General features: G+C 63.7%; 22 protein-coding genes. 11 read left to right on the top strand and 11 right to left on the bottom strand.

Annotated elements, in window-relative coordinates:
• Positions 1 to 60: 60 nt before the first annotated feature.
• Together greB and OKC44_RS18325 are read left to right on the top strand one after the other, a co-directional pair.
• Complete coding sequence (gene greB / locus OKC44_RS18330) at positions 61 to 534, top strand: transcription elongation factor GreB (RefSeq protein ID WP_011704309.1); 474 nt, start codon at positions 61 to 63, stop codon at positions 532 to 534.
• A 268-nt stretch (positions 535 to 802) separates the two neighbouring features.
• Positions 803 to 3,109 carry a Tex family protein gene (locus OKC44_RS18325; RefSeq protein WP_270814493.1) on the top strand — a complete coding sequence of 769 codons (2,307 nt, stop codon included), beginning with the start codon at positions 803 to 805 and terminating at the stop codon, positions 3,107 to 3,109.
• Positions 3,110 to 3,164: 55 nt separating this feature from the next.
• Here OKC44_RS18325 and OKC44_RS18320 read toward each other — a convergent pair whose 3' ends face one another.
• The 4 genes from OKC44_RS18320 to bioH all read right to left on the bottom strand — a co-directional run bounded on the left by OKC44_RS18320 (position 3,165) and on the right by bioH (position 5,406).
• Positions 3,165 to 3,443, bottom strand: a complete 279-nt coding sequence (locus OKC44_RS18320) for a hypothetical protein (RefSeq protein WP_270814492.1) — start codon at positions 3,441 to 3,443, stop codon at positions 3,165 to 3,167.
• A 94-nt stretch (positions 3,444 to 3,537) separates the two neighbouring features.
• Positions 3,538 to 4,335, bottom strand: a complete 798-nt coding sequence (locus tag OKC44_RS18315; RefSeq protein ID WP_270814491.1) for a putative metalloprotease CJM1_0395 family protein — start codon at positions 4,333 to 4,335, stop codon at positions 3,538 to 3,540.
• 1 nt (position 4,336) lies between these two features.
• Positions 4,337 to 4,570: a flagellar hook protein FlgE gene (locus OKC44_RS18310; protein WP_042065963.1), complete on the bottom strand. Its 234-nt coding sequence runs from the start codon at positions 4,568 to 4,570 to the stop codon at positions 4,337 to 4,339.
• 71 nt (positions 4,571 to 4,641) lie between these two features.
• Positions 4,642 to 5,406, bottom strand: coding sequence for a pimeloyl-ACP methyl ester esterase BioH (gene bioH, locus OKC44_RS18305; protein WP_270814490.1), 765 nt, complete (start codon positions 5,404 to 5,406; stop codon positions 4,642 to 4,644).
• Positions 5,407 to 5,442: 36 nt separating this feature from the next.
• Between bioH and OKC44_RS18300 the strand changes: the two genes are divergently transcribed.
• Together OKC44_RS18300 and nfuA are read left to right on the top strand one after the other, a co-directional pair.
• On the top strand, positions 5,443 to 6,171 hold the full coding sequence (locus OKC44_RS18300; protein ID WP_257685793.1) for a ComF family protein: 729 nt from the start codon (positions 5,443 to 5,445) through the stop codon (positions 6,169 to 6,171).
• An 80-nt stretch (positions 6,172 to 6,251) separates the two neighbouring features.
• The gene (gene nfuA, locus OKC44_RS18295; RefSeq protein ID WP_270814485.1) at positions 6,252 to 6,830 is read left to right on the top strand and encodes a Fe-S biogenesis protein NfuA; all 579 of its coding nucleotides are present in this window, start codon (positions 6,252 to 6,254) and stop codon (positions 6,828 to 6,830) included.
• A gap of 70 nt (positions 6,831 to 6,900) precedes the next feature.
• On the opposite strand, the gene gpsA is transcribed toward nfuA, so the two are convergent.
• Genes gpsA through OKC44_RS18280 form a run of 3 tightly spaced genes read right to left on the bottom strand, consistent with a single transcriptional unit; the run spans position 6,901 to position 8,857 of the window.
• Positions 6,901 to 7,905, bottom strand: a complete 1,005-nt coding sequence (gpsA, locus tag OKC44_RS18290; protein WP_270814484.1) for an NAD(P)H-dependent glycerol-3-phosphate dehydrogenase — start codon at positions 7,903 to 7,905, stop codon at positions 6,901 to 6,903.
• Positions 7,906 to 7,907: 2 nt separating this feature from the next.
• Positions 7,908 to 8,378 (bottom strand): protein-export chaperone SecB, encoded by a 471-nt coding sequence (gene secB, locus OKC44_RS18285; RefSeq protein ID WP_011704300.1) that lies wholly within the window; start codon positions 8,376 to 8,378, stop codon positions 7,908 to 7,910.
• 47 nt (positions 8,379 to 8,425) lie between these two features.
• The gene (locus OKC44_RS18280; protein WP_005307875.1) at positions 8,426 to 8,857 is read right to left on the bottom strand and encodes a rhodanese-like domain-containing protein; all 432 of its coding nucleotides are present in this window, start codon (positions 8,855 to 8,857) and stop codon (positions 8,426 to 8,428) included.
• A gap of 325 nt (positions 8,858 to 9,182) precedes the next feature.
• On the opposite strand from OKC44_RS18280, the gene gpmM reads away from it, so the two are divergent.
• Both gpmM and envC read left to right on the top strand, forming a co-directional pair.
• Complete coding sequence (gpmM, locus tag OKC44_RS18275; protein ID WP_270814482.1) at positions 9,183 to 10,712, top strand: 2,3-bisphosphoglycerate-independent phosphoglycerate mutase; 1,530 nt, start codon at positions 9,183 to 9,185, stop codon at positions 10,710 to 10,712.
• Positions 10,713 to 10,721: 9 nt separating this feature from the next.
• The gene (envC, locus tag OKC44_RS18270) at positions 10,722 to 12,071 is read left to right on the top strand and encodes a murein hydrolase activator EnvC (RefSeq protein WP_270814480.1); all 1,350 of its coding nucleotides are present in this window, start codon (positions 10,722 to 10,724) and stop codon (positions 12,069 to 12,071) included.
• 122 nt (positions 12,072 to 12,193) lie between these two features.
• Here the strand turns inward: envC and OKC44_RS18265 are convergent, their stop codons facing one another.
• Entirely contained in the window at positions 12,194 to 12,844 is a 651-nt protein-coding gene (locus OKC44_RS18265) for a Qnr family pentapeptide repeat protein (protein WP_045790859.1), read from the bottom strand.
• Positions 12,845 to 12,934: 90 nt separating this feature from the next.
• On the opposite strand from OKC44_RS18265, the gene OKC44_RS18260 reads away from it, so the two are divergent.
• The gene (locus OKC44_RS18260) at positions 12,935 to 13,942 is read left to right on the top strand and encodes a substrate-binding domain-containing protein (protein ID WP_270814497.1); all 1,008 of its coding nucleotides are present in this window, start codon (positions 12,935 to 12,937) and stop codon (positions 13,940 to 13,942) included.
• Positions 13,943 to 14,039: 97 nt separating this feature from the next.
• On the opposite strand, the gene OKC44_RS18255 is transcribed toward OKC44_RS18260, so the two are convergent.
• From OKC44_RS18255 to OKC44_RS18245, 3 genes are read right to left on the bottom strand one after another with little or no spacing between them, the layout of a single operon-like run.
• Positions 14,040 to 14,681, bottom strand: a complete 642-nt coding sequence (locus OKC44_RS18255; protein ID WP_044798912.1) for a bifunctional 4-hydroxy-2-oxoglutarate aldolase/2-dehydro-3-deoxy-phosphogluconate aldolase — start codon at positions 14,679 to 14,681, stop codon at positions 14,040 to 14,042.
• Between the two features lie 23 nt (positions 14,682 to 14,704).
• The gene (gene edd, locus OKC44_RS18250) at positions 14,705 to 16,501 is read right to left on the bottom strand and encodes a phosphogluconate dehydratase (protein ID WP_017410601.1); all 1,797 of its coding nucleotides are present in this window, start codon (positions 16,499 to 16,501) and stop codon (positions 14,705 to 14,707) included.
• Positions 16,498 to 17,007: a gluconokinase gene (locus tag OKC44_RS18245; RefSeq protein WP_270814477.1), complete on the bottom strand. Its 510-nt coding sequence runs from the start codon at positions 17,005 to 17,007 to the stop codon at positions 16,498 to 16,500. The genes edd and OKC44_RS18245 overlap by 4 nt, the downstream gene beginning before the upstream one ends.
• A gap of 245 nt (positions 17,008 to 17,252) precedes the next feature.
• Between OKC44_RS18245 and gntU the strand changes: the two genes are divergently transcribed.
• From gntU to OKC44_RS18225, 4 genes are all read left to right on the top strand, one after another.
• Positions 17,253 to 18,593, top strand: a complete 1,341-nt coding sequence (gene gntU / locus OKC44_RS18240) for a gluconate transporter (RefSeq protein WP_045528700.1) — start codon at positions 17,253 to 17,255, stop codon at positions 18,591 to 18,593.
• Between the two features lie 146 nt (positions 18,594 to 18,739).
• Positions 18,740 to 20,089: a CDP-diacylglycerol--serine O-phosphatidyltransferase gene (gene pssA, locus OKC44_RS18235; protein WP_016349097.1), complete on the top strand. Its 1,350-nt coding sequence runs from the start codon at positions 18,740 to 18,742 to the stop codon at positions 20,087 to 20,089.
• 179 nt (positions 20,090 to 20,268) lie between these two features.
• Positions 20,269 to 22,338 (top strand): ATP-dependent DNA helicase RecG, encoded by a 2,070-nt coding sequence (gene recG / locus OKC44_RS18230; RefSeq protein ID WP_171281937.1) that lies wholly within the window; start codon positions 20,269 to 20,271, stop codon positions 22,336 to 22,338.
• 30 nt (positions 22,339 to 22,368) lie between these two features.
• Positions 22,369 to 24,435, top strand: a complete 2,067-nt coding sequence (locus tag OKC44_RS18225; protein ID WP_257703626.1) for an AsmA-like C-terminal region-containing protein — start codon at positions 22,369 to 22,371, stop codon at positions 24,433 to 24,435.
• Positions 24,436 to 24,473 lie beyond the last annotated feature (38 nt).

Here is a 24,473-nt window from a genome sequence, read left to right as displayed (position 1 = left end):
CGGATAAGATCTGCCGAGCCATAAGAGGCTCATCAGCCCCACTGACACAGGTAACGACCGATGAAGACCAAGCTGATCACCCGTGAAGGCTACAACAAGCTCAAACAGGAGCTCGATTTCCTCTGGCGCGAGGAACGCCCCGAGACCACCCGCAAAGTGGCCTGGGCGGCCAGCCTCGGTGATCGCAGCGAGAATGCCGACTACCAATACAACAAGAAACGGCTGCGGGAGATCGACCGGCGGGTCCGTTACCTGCGCAAGTGCCTCGAGGAGCTGGGGATCGTCGACTACTCCCCCGCCCAGGAGGGCAAGGTCTTTTTCGGTGCCTGGGTCGAGGTGGAAAACGAGGAGGGAGAGACCAAGCGCTTTCGCATCGTCGGCTATGACGAGATCTTCGAGCGCAAGGATTACATCTCCATCGACTCCCCCATGGCCCGCGCCCTGCTCAAGAAAGAGGTGGGGGACGAGGCCATAGTACGTACGCCAGTCGGTGACGCCTGCTGGTACATCAATGAGATCAGCTATCCCAAATAAGCCAGCGCCGACCCAGGCGGCCAAATCGGCTGACGAGGCCAGGAGAGACCGAGCATGCCCACCCACCGGGTATGACAAGCGTCATTTTTGCCGGGGTGGCATCCCGCTGCCCGACCCCATATAGTGCTCACACCCGGCGCCTTGCGGCGCCAACCGGCCCGCGCGGCAGTGGTCCGGCTGGTACCTTGAGTACCGCCAGGACAGCCCCTTGCCCGGCGACATCGCCTCGCGCCTGCCCGTTGACCAGGACCCGACCAAGAGACCCTCGATGCAAAGCCACGTAATAGAACATCAGATTGCCGGTGAGCTGAATGCCCGCCCGGAGCAGGTACAAGCCGCCGTTCGCCTGCTGGACGAAGGTGCCACCGTTCCCTTCATCGCCCGTTACCGCAAAGAGGTGACCGGCGGTCTGGACGACAGCCAGCTGCGTACCCTGGAGAGCCGCCTCGGCTACCTGCGTGAACTGGCGGATCGCCGCCAGGTGATCCTGCGCTCCATCGAAGAGCAGGGCAAACTGACCCCGGAGCTGGCCCGCGAGCTGAACGATGCCGACAGCAAGACCCGGCTGGAAGACCTCTACCTCCCCTACAAGCCCAAGCGGCGTACCAAGGGGCAGATGGCCATCGAGGCGGGATTGGAGCCACTGGCTGACCTGCTGCTGAGCGACCCGCTGAAAGATCCCGAGCAAGAGGCGGTTCGCTTCCTCAATGCCGAGCAGGGGATCTCCGACGGCAAGGCCGCCCTCGACGGTGCCCGCTACATCCTGATGGAGCGCTTCGCCGAGCAGGCCGATCTGCTGGAGAAGCTGCGCGACTATCTGTGGCACAACGCCACCCTGCGTGCCCGCGTGGTGGCGGGCAAGGAGCAGGAAGGGGCCAAGTTCAAGGACTACTTCGAACACGACGAACCGCTGCACAAGGCCCCCTCCCACCGGGTGCTGGCCATGTTGCGCGGCCGCAACGAGGGGATCCTCAACCTGGCGCTGGTTGCCGGCGACGATGAGGGCGCCAGCCCCTGCGAAGGGATCATCGCCCATCACCTCAGGCTCAACCTGCAAAACCGCCCAGCCGACAAGTGGTTGCAAGGGGTGGTGAGCTGGACCTGGAAGATCAAGCTCTCCTTGCAGATGGAGACCGAGCTGATCGGCCGCATCCGCGAGTCAGCAGAAGACGGGGCGATCAAGGTATTCGCCATGAACCTCAAGGATCTGCTGATGGCAGCGCCGGCGGGCATGCGCTGCACTATGGGGCTGGATCCGGGCATCCGCACCGGGGTCAAGGTGGCGGTGGTCGATGCCACCGGCAAGCTGGTCGATCACGCGACCATCTATCCGTTCGAACCCAAACGCCAGGTTGACCAGAGTCTCAAGACCCTGAGCGAGCTGTGCCAGAAGCACAAGGTCGAACTCATCAGCATCGGCAACGGCACCGCCTCGCGGGAAACCGACCGCCTGGTAAGCGATCTGTTCGAGCGCTACCCGGCCGCCAAAGCGCAGAAGATTGTGGTGAGTGAAGCGGGGGCATCGGTCTACTCTGCCTCCGAGCTCGCCTCGCAGGAGTTCCCGGATCTCGATGTCTCCATTCGCGGCGCCGTCTCCATCGCCCGCCGGCTGCAGGATCCGCTAGCCGAGCTGGTCAAGATCGATCCTAAGAGCATAGGTGTCGGCCAGTACCAGCACGACGTCGGCCAGAGCCAGCTGGCCCGCCGCCTCGATGCGGTGGTCGAGGATTGCGTGAACGCGGTCGGGGTGGATGTGAATACCGCCTCGGTCGCCCTGCTCAACCGGGTTTCCGGCCTCTCCCAGACCCTGGCCCAGAACATCGTCGCCTACCGCGACGAAAACGGCGCCTTCCAGCACCGCCAGCAGCTGCTGAAAGTAAGCCGACTCGGGCCCAAGGCATTCGAGCAGTGCGCCGGCTTCCTGCGCATTCGTGGCGGCAGCAACCCGCTGGACGGCTCGGCGGTGCACCCGGAATCCTACCCAGTGGTGGAGCGGATCCTCGCCAAGCTGGAGCAGACCGTGGACAGCCTGCTCGGCAACAGCAGCCTGCTACGCACTCTCAAACCCGCCGACTACACCGACGAGCAGTTCGGGGTGCCTACCGTCACCGACATCATCGGTGAGCTGGACAAGCCTGGCCGCGACCCGCGTCCCGAGTTCAAGACCGCCACCTTCAAAGAAGGGGTAGAGAAAATCAGCGATCTGGTGCCCGAGATGGTGCTGGAGGGGGTGGTCACCAACGTCACCAACTTTGGCGCCTTCGTCGACATCGGCGTCCATCAGGACGGGCTGGTGCACATCTCCTCCCTCACCGATCGCTTCGTCAAGGATCCCCGCGAGGTAGTCAAGGCCGGCGACATCGTCCGGGTCAAGGTGCTGGAAGTGGACGTACCGCGCAAACGCATCAGTCTGACCATGCGCCTGGATGAGAAAGCCGGCCAGCCGGCACGCAAACCGGCCGAGCCGCGCCACACCGGCAATGCCAAGCCGAAGCAGGCACCGCGTCAGAGCCCCCCGGCCGATGGCGCCATGGGCAACGCCTTCGCGGCTGCCCTGTCGAAGCTGAAGAAATAAGTCCCTAGAATGCAAAAAGCCCCGCGAGGGGCTTTTTTGTCGCTGTTGTGCGGCCTCATTGGGCCAGCGCAGCCAGAATGGCGTCAGCCTCCAGATGGGCTGCCAGTACCTCCCGCAGCCGGTTGAATGCCTTGCAGGCCTCTTGCGGATACTTGCCATAAGAAACCACGCCGGTATGGCTCCAGCCTGCTGCCAACATCACCTTCTTCTTGAAATGGGTGCCTTCGGTGCCGCCCCCGCCAAGCTGCATCAAGAACTGCTCCATCTGGAGGTGCGGCGGTGGTACACGGGAGAAGGTAGCAAAATCTTCCGGTTTGACTTCATCAAAGTGCATGACGACTCCTGTGAGCGTGGATGGGATTACCCCTCAGATTAGTTGCAAATGCCTGCTCGCGAGGGAAAAACCGGGCGGAAATACGGTGGAAACCTCAGACACTCAGGCTCAGGTTCTGCTGGGCCGCAGGCTTGACTGCCTGCTGATAACGCTGGGCGATGACCTGGTTGCGCTGCTCCATGTAGCCATTCAGCACGCCCGTCTTGGCGCTGCCGTCTGCAGCCAGGGCGGTATCAGGGTCGGATGAAAGCAGCGCCTTGCGGGCCTGTGCCTCCTTGGCCGCAGCACTTCTGGCTACGCTCAGATCCTGAGAGGAGGGCTCGGCAGGCGCCAGTGCGGCGGCCCGCACCTGTTGCATCTTGGCGATGGTGGCTCTGGGATCGCCGGGGATGGTCCCGATATCGATGGAGACGCCACCGCCGGTCGCGTAACGCTTGCCATCCGGCCCCATGGCAAACTCATAGGTTGGGCTGCCTGCATACTGACCGCCGGTGCTCTGGTGTGCCTGCTCGTGAGTGCGCACTTCCTGATCCCTGTCGGCCAGCTCCTTGACCTGCAACTCCTGCTTCTGCTGTTGCTCCTGCTGCTTGGGATCCTGCTGCTTGTTGCGCTGACCGTCCTCACCGGTGGCCTCGACGAAGCGATTGTCGATCGCCGCCTGCGGGTTGCCGGTCTGGGAGCCTTCTCGGGCCTGCTGGGAAGTCTGATTGGGATTGGCCTGGCCGGCTCTGGACTTCTCTTTCTGGGAGCCGACCTCGGACTCGGCGTTGAAAGCCTCGCTCTGACGGCTCTGGGGGATGAGTGCCGCGCGACGATTGTCAGTGCGTGCCGATTCCGTCTGCGGTTGCAGCTGGTTGGGAATGATGGTCGGCAGACTGACATTGATGTTCATGTCACACCCGGATGTCGATCAGGGTTCCCATCATGTCGCTGGCGGTCTGGATCACCTTGGCAGAGGCGCCGGCCTGCACCTCGGCACTCTTGAGGTTGACCAACTCATCGGGCAGCTGAACCTTGTCACCGCTCGGGGTATTGAGCCTGGCGATCTGGCTGGACGCCTTGTCGGCGATCTGCTCCGCACGCTGAAAGCCTTGCACACCGCTGTTCAATGCTGAATCTATACGCATGACAACTCTCCTCTGACACTGGATTAATTATCCGCCACGCCAGAGGATTAATGAAGCAAATTGGCTACTTTTCAACCTACAAAATGTTCAATGATTTCAATGAACTGTTGTGGATGGGAAATAAAGGGCGCGTGTGAGGCCTTTTCCAGCACCACACTGCGGCTGGCCGGGTAACGCTCGTCCAGCAGAGGGATGGACGCCTTGGGCACCAGCGAATCCAGCCGACCGTAGACTCGCAGCCAAGGCAGGCTCAATGGTGTCAGCTCATCGCGCAGATCGACCTCGGCCAGCAAACCGAGTCCGGCCTCCAGCGCGGCCAGCTGTGGAGCGGGCCGCTCCGCCAGCCAGTGGCGCAACTGGCGGATGTCGTCCCTGGCGTGTTCGCTACCCATCGCCTGGATCGCTAGGAAGCGTTCGATGGTCTGCTTGAAGTCCCCTGCCAACATCTGGTTGAAACCGGCCAGTACCTTGGGGGCGATCCCCGGCCATTCGTCACGGGCCATGAAACAGGGGGAGCTGGCCACCGTGATGAGGGAGTGCAGTCGCTCGGGATGGCTCAAGGCCAACTGGCTTGCCACCAGACCACCGAGGGACCACCCCAGCAAATGGCACTGCTCCGGCAGGATGGTTTCAACCTGTTCAGCCAACCAGGGCAGACTGTACTCTATTCCGCCCCCCAGCGGACTGTTGCCAAAGCCGGGCAGATCCACCAGATGGACGCGATAGCGAGACGCCAGGGCCGGCACAATGCCATGCCAGACCGCGCCATTCATTCCCCATCCGTGCAACAGCACCAGATCGGGCCCCTGACCAAACCGCTCAACCGACACGCTCATCTAGACTCAGATCCTGTTCACTCTGTTGGGGTCAGCATGTTAAAGCGGTTGCTCGCCAAAGCAAGTCCGATCCTCGGCCGCCATGCCGACTGGCAGGGCAACTGCCTGCTCTGCCTGCAGCCTTGCGATGTCGACCCCTTGCTGTGCAGCTGGTGCCGGCAGGCACTGCAGCAGGCTGAGCATACCTGCCGCTTGTGTGCCGCTCCCTTGCCAGCAACGCATGAAGAACGCCTGCCGATCTGCGGTCGCTGCCAGCGCAGGCCGCCGCCATGGGAGCGGCTGCAGGTCATCGGTGACTATCGCCCCCCCTACCCCATGCTGATCCCCCGGCTGAAGTATTCCGGCCAGATCCTGCTGGCCCCGCTGCTCGCCCGGCTGCTGGCCGATCATCTGGATCTCAGCGAGCCGCCAGAGGCCATCATTCCTGTGCCTCTGCACTGGTGGCGCCAGTGGTGGCGCGGCTTCAATCAGGCGGAAGAGATAGCCCTCGCTCTCAGCGAGCTGACCGGCATTCCTTGTGACAAGCGCCTGCTGCGCCGGGTCAGGGCAACCCCGCAGCAAACCAAGCTCAGTGCCGGCCAGCGGCGGCGCAATCTGCGCGGCGCCTTCCAGATCCGCCCCCACGCCTACCAACACGTGGCGCTGCTCGATGATGTGGTCACCACGGGCGCGACCGCCGGCCATCTCACCCGTTTGCTCCATGAGAGCGGAGTCACAAAGGTGGAAGTGTGGGCCGTCTGTCGCACCCTCAAGCATCTCAAGTAACCATCGGCATGCTACCCAAGCCTTGCCAAGAGAGTTATCATGAATACCCTAGTCGTACACTCAGGTTTATGAGGATAGTGATGATCAGCATTTCCGACACCGCCCAGGCCCATTTCCGTAAACTGCTGGAAAAACAGCCTGATGGCACCAATATCCGGGTGTTTGTGGTCAATCCGGGAACCCAGAATGCCGAGTGCGGCGTATCATATTGCCCACCCGACGCGGTCGATCCGGAAGATCAACACCTGCCCTTCAGCGGCTTCGACTGCCTGGTCGATCCCATGAGCGCCCCCTTCCTGGTGGATGCCACCATCGATTTCGTCACCGATCAGATGGGCTCCCAGCTCACCCTGAAGGCCCCGAACGCCAAGATGCGCAAAGTGGCCGACGACGCCCCGCTGATCGACCGTATCGAGTACGTGTTGATGTCCGAGGTGAACCCCATGCTGGCCGGCCACGGCGGCAAGGTCACCCTGGTCGAGCTGACTGAGGACAAGCTGGCCATCCTGCAGTTCGGCGGCGGTTGCAACGGTTGCTCCATGGTCGACTACACCCTGAAAGAGGGGATCGAGAAGCAGCTGTTGGAGAAATTCCCGGGCGAGCTCAACGGCGTCAAGGATGCCACCGAGCACCAGCGCGGCGATCACTCCTACTACTGATTTGCTGCCCTTGCCGCAAAGAAAAGGCCCCGCCAGCTGGCGGGGCCTTTTGCATTCTGCAGCGGGCGGATCACTCGTCCTTCTTGTCTCGCGACAGCAGGGCGATGGCCGCCTCTTTCGGATTCTTGCCTTCGTACAGCACCTTGAAGATCTGCTCGCAGATGGGCATCTCGACGCCACAGCGGGCCGCCAGCAGATGCACCTCCTTGGTGTTGCGATAGCCTTCCACTACCTGACCGATCTCGGCCATGGCGGTGTTCACATCCTTGCCGGCCCCGAGGGCCAGCCCGAAGCGACGGTTGCGCGACTGGTTGTCGGTGCAGGTCAGCACCAGATCCCCGAGCCCCGCCATCCCCATGAAGGTCTTGGCGTCGGCACCGAGCGCGGCGCCCAGGCGCTGCATCTCTACCAAGCCCCGGGTGATGAGCGCGGTCCTGGCGTTGGCGCCAAAACCCAGCCCGTCGGAGAGACCGGCACCGATGGCGATGACGTTCTTGACCGCCCCACCCAGTTGCAGACCGATGAAGTCCGGATTGGTATAGACCCGGAACGAACGGCCACAGTGCAGCAGCAGGGAAAGATCGTCGGCGAAGTCGTCGTGGGTCGAGGCGACCGAGATGGCGGTCGGCAAACCGGCGGCCAGCTCCTTGGCGAAGGTGGGGCCGGAGATGACCGCCAGCGGCATCTCGTCACCCAGCACCTCGCGCGCCACGTCTTGCAGCAGGCGGCCGCTGTCCGGCTCCAGCCCCTTGGTGGCCCAGGCGATACGGGTATCCGAGCGCAGGAAGGGTTTGACCTGGGCCAGTACCTGACCGAACACATGGCTCGGCACCACCAGCAGCAGCACGGGGGCGGCTTGTACCGCCTGTTGCAGATCGGCGGTCAGCTGCAGATCGGCAGGAAAAGGGACATCCGGCAGAAAAGCCTTGTTGCAGCGGTCTTGTTCCAGCTCGGCGACATGGGCAGGGTCGTGACCCCACAGCAGGGTCGGATGACCGTTGCGCGCCAGAGAAATGGCAAGGGCGGAGCCATAAGACCCCGCCCCCAAGACCGAGATAGCGATCTGGTCGGCCATTATCAGGCTTCCGCAGTCGCCTGCTGGGCCTGTGCCTGCGCCATGTGCTGGGCAAACAGGGCATCGAAGTTGACCGGTGCCAGGTTCAGCTGCGGGAAGGAACCCTTGCTCACCAGGTTGGACACCGCTTCGCGGGCATACGGGAACAGGATGTTCGGGCAGAAGGCAGCCAGGCAGTGAGCCAGTTGCGGCTCTGGCAGGTTGCCGATGGTGAAGATACCGGCTTGCTGAACTTCACACAGGAAGGCAGTTTCGGTTTCCAGCTTGCAGGTCACGGTCAGGGTCAGTACCACTTCATAGACGCTGTCGGCCAGGATGTTGGTCTTGGTGTCCATGTCCAGCTTGACGTCCGGCTGCCACTCTTTCTGGAAGATGTGCGGGGTATTCGGCGCTTCGAAGGAGACGTCCTTGGTGTAGACGCGCTGGATGTGGAATTCCGGTTGTACTTCCTGGTTGTTGATCTCTTCAGCCATTTTGTTTGATTCCTTTTTATGAAAATAGGTGGGCGCAGGCCCTTAAATCAGCGTTTTTTGGTCACCGGCAGATTCTCTGCACGCCACTGGGCCATGCCACCGCTGAGCACATACACCTGCTTGAAGCCGGCTTTGCTCAATTGGCGACCCGCGCCACCAGCGGTCATCCCCGACTCGCACACCACTATGATGGGGGCATCTTTATGCTTTTCAACCGGGCCCAGATTATTGCTCTGGATCTGGCTGAGCGGCAGATGCTGGGCACCGGCCAGATGGCCCTTGGCAAACTCTTCCTGACTGCGAATATCCACCACGGTGGCGTTTTCACGGTTGATCAGCAGGGTTGCGGTGTGGTTGTTCACCGACTTCACCGGAGAAAAACGAGCACGCACCGTGGTGTAAACCAGGGTGCCTGCCAGGCCGAACCAGGCTGCGGTCAGCAGCGGGTTGCGGGCCGCAAAATCCAAATACTCTTGCATCTTCTACTATCCAGGGACCAAGACAAGTGCCCGAGTATACATGGGGACCCAGCCAAGATCAGCCATCTTGGCGGCAAAGCGGGAGCGGGCTCCCACCAGACGGGGACGAGGGAAAGCGGCGGCATAAAAAGTGGCATTCGGCCCGCTAGGGGGAGGATTCGTCAAGTGGTGCGACAAGCCGGCGACAAAGAAGAAACAGCTCGGCAACAGCGTGTGGCCCCCGCCGGACGGGGCTTGGCTATCAGGTGACTATTTCGGCAGATGTAGTAATATTACGCTAGTTTCACTTCCCGCAATTCATTCCTATCCGAGAGGACATAGCCTTATGTCAACAGCTAAGAAACCTTTGGTTCTGGTCATCATGGACGGTTGGGGCTACAGCACCAAGCAAGAGCACAACGCCGTCGCGGCCGCCAAGACTCCCAACCTCGACCGTCTCGCCCGTGACTACACCAGCACCCTGATCTCCGGCTCCGGCCTGGACGTGGGTCTGCCTGATGGTCAGATGGGGAACTCCGAAGTGGGCCACGTCAACATCGGCGCCGGTCGCATCGTCTATCAGGAACTGACCCGCATCTCCAAAGACATCCAAGACGGCGACTTCTTCCAGAACGTCGAGCTGGCCAAGGCGGTCGATGCTGCCGTGACCAAGGGCAAGGCCGTGCACATCATGGGCCTGATGTCCCCGGGTGGCGTGCACAGCCACGAAGAGCACATCATGGGCATGATCGAAATGGCCGCCAAGCGTGGCGCCGAGCAGATCTACTTCCACGCCTTCCTGGATGGTCGTGACGTGCCGCCGCGCTCCGCCCAGTCCTCCATCGAGCAGTTCGATGCCCTGTTCGCCCGTCTGGGCAAGGGTCGCTTCGCCTCCATGATCGGCCGTTACTACGCCATGGACCGCGACAACCGCTGGGATCGCGTGCAGCAAGCCTATGACCTGATGACCCAGGGCAAGGGCGAGTTCACCACCGACAGCGCCAGCGAAGCCCTGGCCGCAGCCTACGCTCGCGACGAGAACGACGAGTTCGTCAAAGCCACCCGCATCGGTGCCGCCGCCCCCATGCAGGATGGCGATGCGCTGATCTTCATGAACTTCCGTGCCGACCGTGCCCGCGAGATCACCCGCGCCTTCGTCGACAGCGACTTCACCGGCTTCGCCCGCACCGCTACCCCGGCGCTGAACTTCGTGATGCTGACCGAGTACGCGGCCGACATCAAAACCGCCTGTGCCTACCCGCCGACCGCGCTGGTCAACACCCTGGGTGAATGGCTGGCCAAGCAGGGCAAGACCCAGCTGCGCATCTCCGAAACCGAGAAGTACGCCCACGTCACCTTCTTCTTCAACGGCGGCGAAGAGGCCTGCTTCACTGGTGAAGATCGCGAGATCGTCGCCAGCCCGAAAGTGGCCACCTACGACCTTCAGCCGGAAATGAGCTCCGAAGAGCTGACCGACAAGCTGGTCGGCGCCATCAAGAGCGGCAAGTACGACGTCATCATCTGCAACTACCCGAACGGCGACATGGTTGGCCACACCGGCGTGTTCGACGCCGCGGTCAAGGCCTGTGAAGCTGTCGACCACTGCATCGGTCGCGTCACTGAGGCGCTGGCCGAAGTGGGTGGCGAGTGCCTGATCACCGCCGACCACGGCAACGCCGAGAAGATGATGGACGAAGAGACCGGTCAGGCGCACACCGCCCACACCAACCTGCCGGTTCCGCTCATCTATTTCGGTCGCAAGGCTGAAGTGGCTGAAGGCGGCAAATTGTCCGATCTGGCCCCCACCATGCTGACCCTGATGGGTCTGCCGGTACCGCCGGAAATGACTGGCAAGCCCCTGATGATTCTGAAATAATCCTTCCCCATGCGGGGATGCGAAGTTATTTCAACCAAAACCAGTCGCGTCGGCCTGTTGGCCGGCGCGCTGTTTTTTTGTCTGTCGTTCGGGCCGGCCACGGCACGGGCTGCCAACCAGCAGCTCGGTGCCATGCAGTCCCAGATCAAGGAACAACAGCAGACCATCAAGCTCAGCAAGCAGGAGCTTGCCAAGCTCAACACCCAGCTCAAGGCTGATGAGCAGGCCATCTCGGCCGCCGCCGCCAAGCTCGAACAGACCAAGCAGCAGCTCAGAGAGAACCAGCAGAAACTGGTGGGGCTGCAGCAAGACAAGCTGGATCTGGAACAGCAGGCCAGCCATCAGAAGCAGTTGCTGGCCAAGCAGGCCGAGAGCGCCTTCACCGCCGGCAACCACGATTACCTCAAACTGCTGCTCAATCAGCAGGATCCGGCCAAACTGAGCCGCTCCCTCGACTACTACGACTACCTCAACAAGGCCCGCATCGAAGCCATCGAGGCGCTGCGTGCCACCCGCACCAAGCTGGCCAAAAACCAGCAGGCCACCAAAGAGACCGAAAGCCGGCTGCAAAGCCTGCTGAGCGAACAGCAGCAACATCACCAGAGCCTGCTTGCCAGCCAGCAGAGCCGCGCCAAGGTGCGCAACCAGCTGCAGCAATCGGTACAGGATGACGAACAGAAGCTGAGCAAGCTGGTCAAGGCGGAAAAAACCTTGAAGGCCCGGCTGGAAGAGCTGCGCCGCCAGCGAGAAGAGCAGGAACGACGCGAACGGGCCGAGCGGGAACGCCTCGCCAAGCTGAAGGCGGAGCAGGAGCGGCAGCGCAAGCTGGCAGAGCAGCGCCGTGCCGAACAACAGCGGCTCGCTGCCCAACAGAACAAGGCAGCCCAGCAACAGCAGCCGACCGAGGAAGTGGCCAGCAACAAACCCGAGCGGGGTTCTGGGATCAGCAGCGCCGGCTATTACAGCGGACTCAAGACCAACGGCAGCCTGCGCTGGCCGGTGCAGGGCCCCATCCTCATCGCCTACGGCTCGCCGCGCACCGCCGAATTGAAGTGGAAAGGCACCCTGATCGGCGCCAGTGAAGGTACCCAGGTCAAGGCGGTGGCACCGGGCCAGGTGGTCTACGCCGACTGGCTCGACGGCTTCGGCATGCTGCTGGTAATCGATCACGGCCGCGGCTACATGAGCCTCTACGGTCACAACCAGTCGCTGCTGCGCCAGGTGGGCCAGAACGTGGAACAGGGTGAACCGGTGGCGCTGGTCGGCGACAGTGGCGGCCAAGACAGGCCCGGCCTCTACTTCGAGATCCGCTATCAGGGTGAGGCGATCAACCCCACCAAGTGGCTGGCCAAGCGCTGATCACCGCCACCCGGCCGCCAACCTTGCCATCCAGAAAAGCCTGCATCATGCAGGCTTTTTTGTTCGCCACCGGCAGCGGGCATGACGGCAGATGACGAAAACTTACCTCTTTTCCTGCCGGCTCAGGGGAAGACGATCAGTCCGATCTGCTCCAGCAAGGCCTGCTGCTGATCTTCGTTGATCTGCACCCCGTCCAGATTGACCCGCCGCAGATCCAGCCCCGGCAGATCGCACTGGCGCAGGTCACAACCCTGCAGGTTGACGCTGGCCCAGTCTATTTGGCCAAACTCGGATCCGCTGAGATCGGAGCCCGCCAGCGAGGCACCGAACAGGTTGGCCCCCTGCCAGCGATTGCCGCTCAATTCGCATTGCTCCAGCAAGCACCCTTCGAAATTGGCGTAACTGAAGTTGTTGCCGGTCAGATGGGCCTCGCAGAAGTAGCTCTTGACGGTGATCTGGTTGGCAAAGCTGGCGCGGGAGAAGTTGATCCCCAGCGCCTGACAGTCGCGCAGCTCCAGTCCCAGACATTGGCTTTGGCTGCAGTCGGCCATGGTGAGATCGCAGCGCAGGAAGCTGGCCTCGCGCAGGTCGCAACCCTGCAGCAGACAACTCTGCTCGCGCTCCCGGTCATAGAAGCTGCAGTCGACGAAGCGGCATTCGGCCAGATCGAGCCAAGAGAAGTTGCAGCCGATGAAACGGCAACCCTGGAACTGCTCCCCCTCCAGGTCCTGCTGCTCGAAGCGCACGCCCTCGAAGCACTTGTCCTTGATCATCCCGCGACTCCCCCTGTTGATGGCGTCATATGCTGACTTTGTTAAACAAAAACGGTAATGTTACGTGTAACATTTCTGCCGGATCCCGAGATGAACGACACCCGCAAGCGCCGCCCCACCCTGCAGGACATAGCCGACCTGACCGGGGTCACCAAGATGACCGTCAGCCGCTACCTGCGCGACCCGCAGGCCGTGGCCGAGGGCACCCGCGAGCGGATCGCCGCCGCGGTGGAGGAGCTCGGCTACATCCCCAACCGGGCGCCGGACATTCTCTCCAACGCCACCAGCAGGGCGATCGGCATCCTGATCCCCTCCCTCTCCAACCAGGTCTTCTCCGCCGTGGTGCACGGCATCGAATCGGTGACCCGGCCCGCCGGCTACCAGACCCTGCTGGCCCACTACGGCTACAGCCCGGAGCGGGAAGAGGAGCAGGTCGCCTCCCTGCTCTCCTATCACGTGGATGGGCTGATCCTCTCCGACAGCCAGCACACCGAGCGCACCCGCAAGATGATTGCCACCGCCGGCATCCCGGTGGTGGAGACCATGGATCTGCCGCAGAGCCCCATCGACATGGTGGTCGGCATGGATCACCGGGCAGCCGCCCGGGCCATGGTAACAAAGATGCTGCGCCGGGGCCGACGCAAGCTGGTCTATCTCGGCGCGCGGCTCGACGTGCGCACCCAGCTGCGGATGGAAGGCTACTACCAGGCGATGCAGGATTTCGGCCTCTCCGGTCAGCACCTGCTGACCGAGCAATCCTCCAGCTTCACCCTCGGCGGCCAGCTGCTGGAGCAGGCACTGGTGCGCTATCCCGATCTGGACGGCCTGTTCTGCACCAACGATGACCTGGCGGTGGGCGCCCTGCTGCAGTGTCAGGCCAAGTGGATACCCGTGCCCCAGCAGATCGCCATCGCCGGCAGCAACGCCCTCGACATCGGCCACGCCATGACCCCCAAGCTGGCCAGTATCGTCACGCCACGCAAGGAGATCGGCCGTGCGGCCGCCACCATGCTGCTGGCCCGCCTCAACGGCCAGCCGCTGGCCGACACCCGGCTCGACATGGGCTTCTCCCTGTACGAGGGGGACAGTCTGGGCTGAGGGCCAGATCCCCACCATGCAGCTAAAACAGAGCAGGCCACCCGAGGGTGGCCTGCTTGCTTGGCAAACGGAAGGTCCGGCTCACGCCAGCGTCAAATCAGGATGCGACCAGGGCGACGGCTTCGCGGGAGAGGCGGGTCACCTCTTCCCAGTTACCGTTCTTGACGGCCTCTGCCGGCAGCATCCAGGAGCCGCCGACGGTGGCGACGCATTTCAGCGCCAGATAGTCGGCCACGTTTTTCGGGCCAATGCCGCCGGTAGGGCAGAACTTCACCTGGGGCAGCGGCGCGGCGATGGCGGAGAGCGCCTTGGTGCCGCCGTTCGCTTCAGCCGGGAAGAATTTGAGGTGGTCGTAACCGGCTTCCAGCGCCTGCATCACCTCGGACGGGGTGGCCACGCCCGGGATCAGCGGCGCCGTGCTGTTGGCCGCGTGGGCCAGCAGGGCCGGGGTCATCCCCGGGGAAATGACGAAGCGGGCACCGGCGGCCACAGCCGCATCAAACTGCGCGCAGTTGAGCACGGTACCGGCACCGACCATGGCTTCCGGCATCGCCTTGGCGATGAGGGCGATGGCCTCCAGCGCCACCGGGGTGCGCAGGGTGATCTCGAACACCGAGATGCCACCGTCCAGCAGCGCCTTGGCCATCGGCAGGGCCTGCTCCAGCTCATTAATGACCATCACGGGTACCAGCGGGGAGGCGGCAAACACCTCGGCCGGGGTCACTTTCCAGTTCTGCATAGCTCTTCCTTAGTCAAAGGCTCTTAGTCAAAAATAGTGGCGCCGCACTCGGCGCTCGATACCGCGCGACGCATCACGCTGAACAGTTCACGGCCCCACCCCTCTTGTTCCAGGGTGAGGTCGATCTCGGCCTGGGTACGGCCACTCAAATCGGTCAGGCAGTCGAGGCTGCCGTTTACCGCGTCCACCCGCAGCAGGTCGCCATCGGCAAGCAGACCGATGGCCCCGCCGTGCAGCGCTTCTGGGGTGACGTGGATGGCGGCAGGGATCTTGCCGGAGGCGCCGGAGAGACGGCCGTCGGTGACCAGCGCCACCTTGTAACCCGCCTTCTGCAGGTTGCCGAGCACCGGCATCAGCTTGTGCAGCTCCGGCATGCCGTTGGCGGCCGGGCCATTGTGGCGCACCACGATGACGGCATCCTGATTGAGATCGCCCGCCTTGTAGGCCGCTTCCACCGCATGCTGGGAGGAGAAGACCCGCGCCGGCGCTTCAATCACCCGATACTCGGGAGCCACGGCGGAGACCTTGACCACGGCGCGGCCCAGGTTACCCGCCAGCAGCTTGGTGCCGCCGGTGGCCTGGAACCGGCTACCGGAAGGCGACAACACGCTCGCATCGCCGCTCTCGCCCACCGGCTGCCATACCAGCCGGCCATCCACCAGTGCCGGACGGCTGAGGTAATCCTGCATCTCGCCAAAGACCGGAGTGGCGTCCAGGTGGATAAGCCCCTCTTCGGCCAGCCGGCGCATCAGGCCGGGCACGCCGCCCGCCTGTTCGAAGGCGTTGACGTCGGCCGGGCCGTTCGGGTACATGCGCACCAACAGCGGCACCACGTCGGAGAGATCGCTGATGTCGTCCCAGGTCAGGTGCAGGCCGGCGGCGCGGGCCAGCGCCACCATGTGGATGCTGTGGTTGGTGCTGCCGCCGGAGGCGAGCAGGGCCACCAGCCCGTTGACCAGCGAGCGCTCGTCGATCACCGCACTCAGGGGGCGATAGGCCGGGGAACCCGGGATCATGGCGCTGATGCGGCGGGCCGCCTCCTCGGTGAGGGCGCGGCGCAGCTCGCTGTGCGGGTGGACGAAGGCGGAGCCCGGCAGCATCAGACCCATGGCCTCGAACACCAGCTGGTTGGTGTTGGCGGTGCCGTAGAAGGTGCAGGTGCCCGCCGCGTGGTAGGCGCCGCACTCCATCTGCAGCAGGGCGTCACGGCCCACTTCGCCGGCGGCGTACTGCTGGCGCACCTTCACCTTCTCGTCGTTGCTGATGCCGCTCGCCATCGGGCCGGCCGGCACGAAGGCGGTGGGCAGGTGGGCGTGGGAGAGCGCCCCCATGATCTGGCCCGGCGCTATCTTGTCGCAGATGCCGAGCAGCAGGGTGGCGTCGAAGGTGTTGTGGGAGAGCGACAGCGCGGTCGCCTGGGCGATCAGATCGCGGGAGAACAGGGACATGTCCATCCCCGGCTGCCCCTGGGTCACGCCGTCGCACATGGCGGGCACGCCGCCGGCCACCTGGGCGCTGTGGCCCAGCTCGGCCAGCGCGGCCTTGATGATGTCCGGATAGCCCTGATAGGGCTGATGGGCGCTCAGCATGTCGTTGTAGGCGGTGACGATGCCGACGTTGGCGCGGGTCATGTCGAGGATGCGCCCCTTCTCGTCACAGCTGGAAGCGGCCACGGCGTGGGCCAGGTTGCCACAGGCCAGCGCGGCGCGGGTCTTGCCCTGATCGGCCTGACGCTGGATGCGGGCCAGGAAGGCCTGGCGACGGGCGGCACTGCGCTCGCGAATGCGGGCGGTGACGCTGGAAATGACCTGATGGATCATTGGGCTTGCTCCAATGCAGTGACGGCGCGATCAACCACCTGTTCGAAGGTGCCGTCGATATCGATATTGAATACACCGGCTTCGCCGTCCGGGCGCTCCAGGGTATCGAACTGACTTTGTACCATGCTTTCGCGCATGAAGTGGCCCTTGCGGGCCCGCATCCGCTCGAGGATCAGCGGCTGGCTGCCGTCGAGGAAGAGGAAGCTGACCGACTCGTTGCCTTCACGGATCTGGTCGCGGTACTGCTTCTTGAGGGCCGAGCAGACGATGACGCCCACCTCGTTCTTCTGCTCCAGGCTGTAGGCCGCGTCGCGGATCCGCTCCAGCCAGGGGGCGCGATCCTCATCGTTGAGCGGGTTGCCGCCGGCCATCTTCTGGATGTTGGCCCTGGGGTGCAGATCATCACCGTCGATGAACTTGGCGCCCAGCACACTGGCCACCTTGAGGCCCACGCTGGACTTGCCGCTACCACATACACCCATCACGATAATGCTCTTACCCGCCATTGTTTGACCTCTATCTCATTTTTCAAAAAACGTGCTGCCGATGGGTTCTAACTTAGCACGTTACCGGTAACATGTTACCGGTAACAATAAGAATTGTGAAGTCTGCCACAGACTGAGCGCACTCATAGTCACCTGGGCAATCGAGTTTGAGCCCTGGCCATAAATCTAAATAAATCATAAAGATATGGTCTGCCGACGGATCGGCAGGGTGTCGACACTGAACTTGGAACAAGGAATGCACAACAATGTCTGACCTCTCCCTGATCATGACGGCCGCCGGCTCCATCGTGCTGCTGCTCTTTCTGGTGATGAAGGCCCGCCTGCACGCGGTCGTCTCCCTCATCCTGGTCTCCATGGTGGCGGGGCTCGCCGCCGGCATGAACCCGGCTGACATCGCCGCCACCATCCAGAAAGGGATGGGCGGCACCCTCGGTTTCGTCGCCGTGGTGGTGGCACTGGGCGCCATGTTCGGCAAGGTGATGGAAGTCACCGGCGCCCTCGATCGGGTGGCCCACACCCTGCTCGGCAAGTTCGGCGTCAAGCGCGCCAACTGGGCCATGGCGCTGACCGGCTTCGTCTGCGCACTGCCGCTGTTCTTCGACGTGGCCGTGGTGCTGCTGATCGGCGTCGCCTTCGCCATCGTCCGCCGTGGCGGCGGCAGCGTGGTGAAGATCGGCATCGCCCTGCTGGCGGGCATCGCCACCTGCCAGGCCTTCCTGATCCCGGCGCCGGGCCCCATCCTGGTGGCATCCCAGCTGGGCGCCGACTTCGGCTACATGATCCTGTTCGGCCTGATCGCCGCCGTTCCGGCCCTGATCCTGGCCGGCCCGCTGTTTGGCGAGCTGATCAGCAAGGTGGTGGACGTGCCGCTGCCGGCCGACGCCCAGAGCAGCGCCCACGACGACGGCAAGAACCTGCCCTCCTTCGGGCTGGCCATGGGCCTGATCGGCCTGCCGCTGCTGCTGATCGGTCTCAAAACCATCGTTGGCCGCTTCGTCGAGGCCGGCACGCCCCTACACGGCTGGCTGGAGTTCATCGGCCACCCCTTCACCGCCATCATGGTCGCCTGCCTGGCCGCCTTCTACCTGCTGGGGATCCGTCGCGGCATGTCCCGTGACGAGGTGATGAACGTCTGCAACAGCGCCATCCAGCCGGCCGGTGTCATCATCCTGGTGACCGGTGCCGGTGGCGTGTTCAAGCAGATCCTGGTGGATTCCGGCGTCGGTGCCGCCCTTGGCAACATGCTGGCGGACTCCGGCCTGCCCATCGTCGCGCTGGCCTTCATTCTGGCGGCCGCGGTGCGGGTCATTCAGGGTTCCGCCACCGTCGCCATGCTGACTGCCTGCGGCCTGGTGCTGCCGATGCTGGAGCCGCTCGGCCTGAACGGCGCCCAGCTGGCGGCGGTCACCATCGCCATCGGCGGCGGGGCCATCGTGCTCTCCCACGTCAATGACTCCGGCTTCTGGCTGGCCAACCGCTACCTCGGCCTCACTGAGAAGCAGACCCTGCAGACCTGGACCGTGATGGAGACCATCATAGGCACCACCGGCGGCGTGATGGCGATGATCATCTACAGCTTCCTCTGATCGCAACCGTGCAGAAAAAGGCCTCCAATGTGAGGCCTTTTTCATCTTTATGACGATTCTTTCTTTGGCTAACAGGGCGAGATTGCTAGAATCGCCTATCCATCGCTCCGAGTGGAACGCTTAACGCAGTGATTTCAGGTTTCTCTATGCATTCATCGGCACATTATCGACAGCTGCTGGCGCGCCTGCCCCAGATCGCCGTCGCCGCAGACCAGTTTGAAGTGCTCAACAGCGCCAAGGACTTCAAGAGCCGGATCCTTTCGCTCATCGCCAGCGCGCGTCAGCGCATCTATCTGGTGGCGCTCTATCTGCAGGATGACGAGGCGGGACGGGAGATCCTCTCCGCCCTCTACGCCGCCAAGCAGCGCAACCCGGCCCTCGACGTCAAGGTGTTCGTCGACTTCCACCGTGCCCAGCGCGGCCTGATCGGCAAGGGCAAGCAAGGCGGCAACCACCTGATGTATCAGGAGATGGCTGCCCGCCACGAGCACCAGATCGCCATCTACGGCGTGCCGGTGAAGGGGCGTGAACTGCTCGGGGTACTGCACCTCAAGGGCTTCATCTTCGATGACACCCTGCTCTACTCCGGTGCCAGTCTCAACGACATCTACCTGCACCAGCAGGATCGCTACCGTTTCGACCGCTATCACCAGATCACCAGCCCGGAGCTGACCCGCAGCATGGTCAACTACGTGGATGACCTGTTCCTGCGCAGCGAGGCGGTGCAGCGGCTGGATCGCACCGACATCCCCAGCGCGAAGCAGCTGAAGGGGCCGATCCGCCGCTTCAAGCACAACCTGCGCCTCGGCCAGTACCGCTTCGACACCATGCCGGTCAACAGCCAGGAGGTGGCCATCACCCCGATGAGCGGCCTGGGTAAGCGCGGCAACCAGCTCAACAAGATGATCCGTACCCTGGTGCGGGCCACCGAGCGGGAGATCTTCATCTGCACCCCCTACTTCAACCCGCCCAAGGAGTTGAACAAGGATATCGAGGCCCTGCTCAAGCGCGGCTGCAAGGTGACCATAGTGGTGGGCGACAAGACTGCCAACGACTTCTTCATTCCGCCGGAGGAGAAATTCTCCACCATCGGCGGTCTGCCCTATCTGTACGAGACCAACCTGCGCAAGTTCGCCGAGCGCAACCAGCATCACATCGATGCCGGCCGTCTCAACCTGATGCTCTGGTGCTGCGAGCGCAACTCCTACCACCTCAAGGGGATCTTCGTGGATGACGAGTGGGCCTTGCTCACCGGCAACAACCTCAATCCCCGCGCCTGGGCGCTGGATCTGGAGAACGGCCTGCTGGTCTACGATCGCCGTCACCTGCTGCGACCCCAGTTCAACGCCGAACGCGAGAACATCCTGGCCAACACCAAGCGCATCAGCCACTTCGATCAGATCGAGCAGATCCAGGACTACCCGGATCAGGTACGCAAGCTGCTGGCCCGGATCCACAGGGTCAAGGCCCACATCCTGCTCAAGCGCATCATCTGACCGGGACGCATCGCACCCTCAGGGATCCTCACAAGGGCCTGCCGCACATCGGCAGGCCCTTGTCATTGGGGGCTCCGCTCCCCACCAGCCGAGCCCCAACCGCACGACGCGGCTTGCGTCGAGACAGCAATAAACCCTATCATCTGGACATATTTACAGTGTTTTCGGGCATCTAATTGATGAAATTGGATAAAATCTCCCTCGACAGCCTCAAGGGCGTCGGCAGCAAGATGCAGGAAAAGCTCGAGCGGCTGGGGCTGGCCACGGTGCAGGATCTGCTGTTCCACCTCCCCCTGCGCTACGAGGACCGCACCCAGGTGTGGCCCATCGGCGATCTGCCGCCCGGCCTGCACGGCGCCGTCGAGGGGGAGATCCAGGACACTCAGCTGGTGATGGGGCGTCGCCGCATGCTGGTGTGCCGCATCAGCGACGGTACCGGCACCCTCACCCTGCGCTTCTTCAACTTCACCGCCGCCCAGAAGAACAGCCTGAGCCCGGGCCGGCTGATGCGCTGCTTCGGCGAGGTGCGCCCCGGCAAATACGGGCTGGAGATGGCCCACCCCGAGTACAAGCTGCTCGGCGAGGAGCAGGCCGGCCAGACCGAAGAGGCGCTCACCCCCGTCTACCCGACCACCGAGGGGCTGCGCCAGCTCACCCTGCGCAGCCTCACCGATCAGGCGCTGGCCCAGCTCGACCTCTACGGGGTCGAAGAGCTGTTGCCCGCCGGTCTCTACCCCCAGCAGATCGATCTGGCTGCGGCCCTGAAGCTGCTGCACCGTCCGCCCCCCTCGGTGGCGCTGGCCCTGCTCGAAAGCGGCCAGCACCTGGCCCAGCAGCGGCTGGTGCTGGAGGAGCTGCTGGCCCACAACCTCTCGGTCTTGAAGGTGCGGGCCCAGGCACAAACCCAGCTGGCTCGCGCCCTCAAACCGGCACCGGCGCTGGTAGAACAACTGCTCGGCGCCCTGCCGTTCACCCCCACCGGCGCCCAGAACCGGGTGGTGGCGGAGATCGGCCGGGATCTGCAACAGAGCCACCCCATGATGCGACTGGTACAGGGGGACGTGGGCTCCGGCAAGACGCTGGTCGCAGCGCTGGCCGCCCTGCAGGCCATCGGCAACGGTTGTCAGGTGGGCTTGATGGCGCCGACCGAGCTGCTGGCCGAACAGCACGCCATCAACTTCGCCAAGTGGCTGGAACCGCTCGGCATCGGAGTCGGCTGGCTGGCGGGCAAGCAGAAGGGCAAGGCACGAGAAGAAGCGCTGGCCGCCATCGCCGACGGCAGCGTCAAGATGGTGGTGGGTACCCACGCCATCTTCCAGGAGCAGGTGGTGTTCCAACGCCTCGCCCTGGTCATCATCGATGAACAACACAGATTCGGCGTGCATCAGCGGCTCGCCCTGCGGGAAAAAGGGGAGCGGGAAGGGGTACATCCCCATCAGCTTATCATGACCGCCACCCCCATCCCCCGCACCCTGGCGATGACCGCCTATGCCGACCTCGATACCTCCATCATCGACGAGCTGCCACCGGGCCGCACCCCCATCACCACGGTGGCACTGCCCGATAGCCGCCGCCAGGACGTGATCGAACGGGTCAGACTGGCCTGCGAGGAGGGCAAGCAGGCCTACTGGGTCTGCACCCTGATCGAGGAGTCGGAGGTGCTGGAGTGCCAGGCCGCCGAGGACACCGCCGCCGAGCTGCAGAATCTGCTGCCCGGCCTGCACATCGGGCTGGTGCACGGCCGGATGCGGCCGGTCGAGAAACAACGGGTGATGGAGGAGTTCAAGGCGGGCATACTGCAGCTGCTGGTCGCCACCACCGTCATCGAGGTGGGGGTGGACGTGCCCAACGCCAGCCTGATGATCATCGAAAACCCGGAGCGACTTGGGCTGGCGCAGCTGCACCAGCTGCGCGGCCGGGTCGGGCGTGGCTCGGTGGCCTCCCACTGCGTGCTGCTCTATCATGCCCCCTTGTCCAAGACGGCCCAGAGCCGGCTCGGGGTGCTGCGGGAGACCAACGACGGCTTCCTCATCGCCCAGCGGGATCTGGAGCTGCGCGGCCCGGGCGAGTTGCTCGGCACCCGCCAGACCGGCCTGGCCGATCTCAAGATCGCCGATCTGGTACGCGACCAATCGCTCATCCCGCAGGTGCAGAAGATGGCGCGCTTCTTGATGGACCGCCACCCAAACCATGTCGAACCCTTGATACGGCGCTGGCTCGGCCTGCGGGATCACTACTCCAATGCCTGACCAAGCAACAGAAACAGGAGGAAAGCACTGATGAATTCCTGGCTGCGCGGCCTGCTCTACACCCTTGCCTTCCTGTTGCTCTTTGTCTGGGTCGGGCTCGGCCTGTTCGACGCCGAGCGGGCCAAGGGGCCCATCGCCGGCTGGCTCAGCCAGCAGACCGGCGTGCCTGTCACCATAGGCCGGCTGGTGTTCAACCCGCTCCACCCCTACACCCTGCTGGCAGAGCAGGTGAGTTACGGCAACGCCGTGACCCTCGACAAGATCTATCTCGAGATAGAGAGCATCGACTGGCTGAGCCGGGACGTGCGCATCGCCCATCTCGACCTCATCCGCCCGGCCATCAAGTTGCCGCTGCCCAACCAGCTGCCGAGCCTGCCGGTGCACTCCCTCACCATCGCCGACAGCACCATCGACCGGCTCAGCCTGGAGAGCGACGGGCTGACCCTGCGCGGCCTCAACGCCACCCTGAGCGACTGGCAGCTGCTCAATCCGGTGCGCCCGCCCCAGGCCAACCTGACCCTCAACATCAATGAGCTGGCAACCCCGGCCTGGGCCCTCTCCCGTCTCAACCTGGCCGGCCGGCTGGAGGGGCAGGTGCTGAGCACCGACAAGCTGACCACCAACCTGTTCGACGGTCTGCTCGAAACCGGCATGGTGCTCGACTGGCCTGCCCGCAGCCTGCGGCTGAACAACCTCAAGACCCAGGGCATGCGCATCGAGTGGGGCACCCTTGCCAAAGCCGAATCCCCCCTGCGCCAGGTCAGCCTGGATCTCGGTCAGATCCGGGATCTCAGCTTCAACGACATCGAGCAGGAGCTGGCCCTCAATAACCTCAACGGCCAGCTGACCGCCTTCAACTGGCAGGCCGGCAGCACGCCCAGCGGCTACTTCTCGGGAACCCTCGGCGATCTCGGCCGTGGCCTGTTCCAGCTGGAATCCATCCAGGGCAAGGTCGCCTTCTCGCCCCAGCAGCTGGATGCCGAGTTGCAGGGCAAGGCCTATGAGGGGGAGTTCAATCTGGAACTCTCTCTCGATCCCCTGCAGCAGAAGCTGACCCTCAAAGACATGGCGCTGAGCGGCATGGACATCAGTCTGCCGGAAGGGTGGTGGCAGGATTGGCAGCGCTGGCGCCCGCAGCAGATCGACATCCGCAAGCTGGCCTTCGACAAGCTCAAGGTGCTCTCCTTCGACGATACCCTGCCCCTGTCGCTGACCGGCTGGCAGTTCTATCTGACCGATCTCAGCCTGCGCGGCAACCAGCCGGGACCGCTGCTGGGCCGGGCCCGCCTCGAGAGCGCCTGGTTCGAACTGGTGTGGGACGGCCTCAGCGCCCGCAACGGCGAGCTGGATGGCGAGCTGACGGCCGGCTCCTGGCAGCTCAACAAGCTCACCAGCTCGCTGCCGGATGAGGGCAGCCTCAGCCTGAGCGGCCAGTGGGGCCGCGAGCCGGGCCAGACCAGCCGGTTGCAGCTCAAGGGTGAGAAACTGGATCTGGTGCAGTGGGGCAAGATCCTCCACTCCCCCGTCTCCTTCGCCGGCAAGATGGACCTGAGCGCCGATCTGCAGGCGCTGCACGGCGGCACTCCGGGCGCCTGGCGCAGCTCCCTGCAGGGGAACATTGCGCTCGATGCCACCGAGCCGTTCTGGGACAAGGTGAAGATAGATCCGCTGCTGGATCAGTGGTTCAAGCAGGCGGCGGCACCAACCCTCAGCCCGGCCGAGCTCTGGCAGGCGATGCAGGAGGGTGACACCCCCTTCTATCGCATCAAGCTGCAGGGCAAGGTGGCGCAGGGCCAGCTGAAGATCGAACAGGCCGGCGCTTCCACCATCACCCACCTGCTGGGGGTGCAGGGCAGCGTCGATCTGGTCAATGAGCAATGGCAGCTGGATCTGGGCGTCCTCAACGGCCAGCACTGCGCCGAGCTGCTCGGCCAGTGGCGCGGGCCGCTCGCCGAGCCAACCCTCAGCTGGGGCTTCCAGCAAAAACCGGACGGCTGCGGCTGGGAAACCGGCGTGCGCTACCCGCCACAGGGCAACAGCAGCCCGCTCTGGCGACCGGCGCCGAAGGCCCCAGCCGCACAGGCGGCCAACGGCTAGCCGACAGAAAGCAACAAGGCCTCGTGATGAGGCCTTGT

Source organism: Aeromonas sp. S41-2 (assembly GCF_027705845.1).
In the GTDB taxonomy this organism is placed as follows: domain Bacteria; phylum Pseudomonadota; class Gammaproteobacteria; order Enterobacterales; family Aeromonadaceae; genus Aeromonas; species Aeromonas hydrophila.
Note: the sequence above shows the minus strand (reverse complement) of the source record. Positions and strands in the feature narration are given on the sequence as shown.

Coding starts and splice junctions, on each gene's coding strand:
- OKC44_RS18225 (WP_257703626.1), top strand. CDS start 22,369: ATGAATTCCTGGCTGCGCGGCCTGCTCTACACCCTTGCCTTCCTGTTG.
- greB (WP_011704309.1), top strand. CDS start 61: ATGAAGACCAAGCTGATCACCCGTGAAGGCTACAACAAGCTCAAACAG.
- OKC44_RS18310 (WP_042065963.1), bottom strand. CDS start 4,570: ATGCGTATAGATTCAGCATTGAACAGCGGTGTGCAAGGCTTTCAGCGT.
- envC (WP_270814480.1), top strand. CDS start 10,722: ATGCGGGGATGCGAAGTTATTTCAACCAAAACCAGTCGCGTCGGCCTG.
- OKC44_RS18325 (WP_270814493.1), top strand. CDS start 803: ATGCAAAGCCACGTAATAGAACATCAGATTGCCGGTGAGCTGAATGCC.
- pssA (WP_016349097.1), top strand. CDS start 18,740: ATGCATTCATCGGCACATTATCGACAGCTGCTGGCGCGCCTGCCCCAG.
- gpmM (WP_270814482.1), top strand. CDS start 9,183: ATGTCAACAGCTAAGAAACCTTTGGTTCTGGTCATCATGGACGGTTGG.
- OKC44_RS18280 (WP_005307875.1), bottom strand. CDS start 8,857: ATGCAAGAGTATTTGGATTTTGCGGCCCGCAACCCGCTGCTGACCGCA.
- OKC44_RS18245 (WP_270814477.1), bottom strand. CDS start 17,007: ATGGCGGGTAAGAGCATTATCGTGATGGGTGTATGTGGTAGCGGCAAG.
- edd (WP_017410601.1), bottom strand. CDS start 16,501: ATGATCCATCAGGTCATTTCCAGCGTCACCGCCCGCATTCGCGAGCGC.
- OKC44_RS18300 (WP_257685793.1), top strand. CDS start 5,443: ATGTTAAAGCGGTTGCTCGCCAAAGCAAGTCCGATCCTCGGCCGCCAT.
- OKC44_RS18265 (WP_045790859.1), bottom strand. CDS start 12,844: ATGATCAAGGACAAGTGCTTCGAGGGCGTGCGCTTCGAGCAGCAGGAC.
- gntU (WP_045528700.1), top strand. CDS start 17,253: ATGTCTGACCTCTCCCTGATCATGACGGCCGCCGGCTCCATCGTGCTG.
- OKC44_RS18320 (WP_270814492.1), bottom strand. CDS start 3,443: ATGCACTTTGATGAAGTCAAACCGGAAGATTTTGCTACCTTCTCCCGT.
- OKC44_RS18255 (WP_044798912.1), bottom strand. CDS start 14,681: ATGCAGAACTGGAAAGTGACCCCGGCCGAGGTGTTTGCCGCCTCCCCG.
- OKC44_RS18315 (WP_270814491.1), bottom strand. CDS start 4,335: ATGAACATCAATGTCAGTCTGCCGACCATCATTCCCAACCAGCTGCAA.
- nfuA (WP_270814485.1), top strand. CDS start 6,252: ATGATCAGCATTTCCGACACCGCCCAGGCCCATTTCCGTAAACTGCTG.
- gpsA (WP_270814484.1), bottom strand. CDS start 7,905: ATGGCCGACCAGATCGCTATCTCGGTCTTGGGGGCGGGGTCTTATGGC.
- OKC44_RS18260 (WP_270814497.1), top strand. CDS start 12,935: ATGAACGACACCCGCAAGCGCCGCCCCACCCTGCAGGACATAGCCGAC.
- secB (WP_011704300.1), bottom strand. CDS start 8,378: ATGGCTGAAGAGATCAACAACCAGGAAGTACAACCGGAATTCCACATC.
- recG (WP_171281937.1), top strand. CDS start 20,269: ATGAAATTGGATAAAATCTCCCTCGACAGCCTCAAGGGCGTCGGCAGC.
- bioH (WP_270814490.1), bottom strand. CDS start 5,406: ATGAGCGTGTCGGTTGAGCGGTTTGGTCAGGGGCCCGATCTGGTGCTG.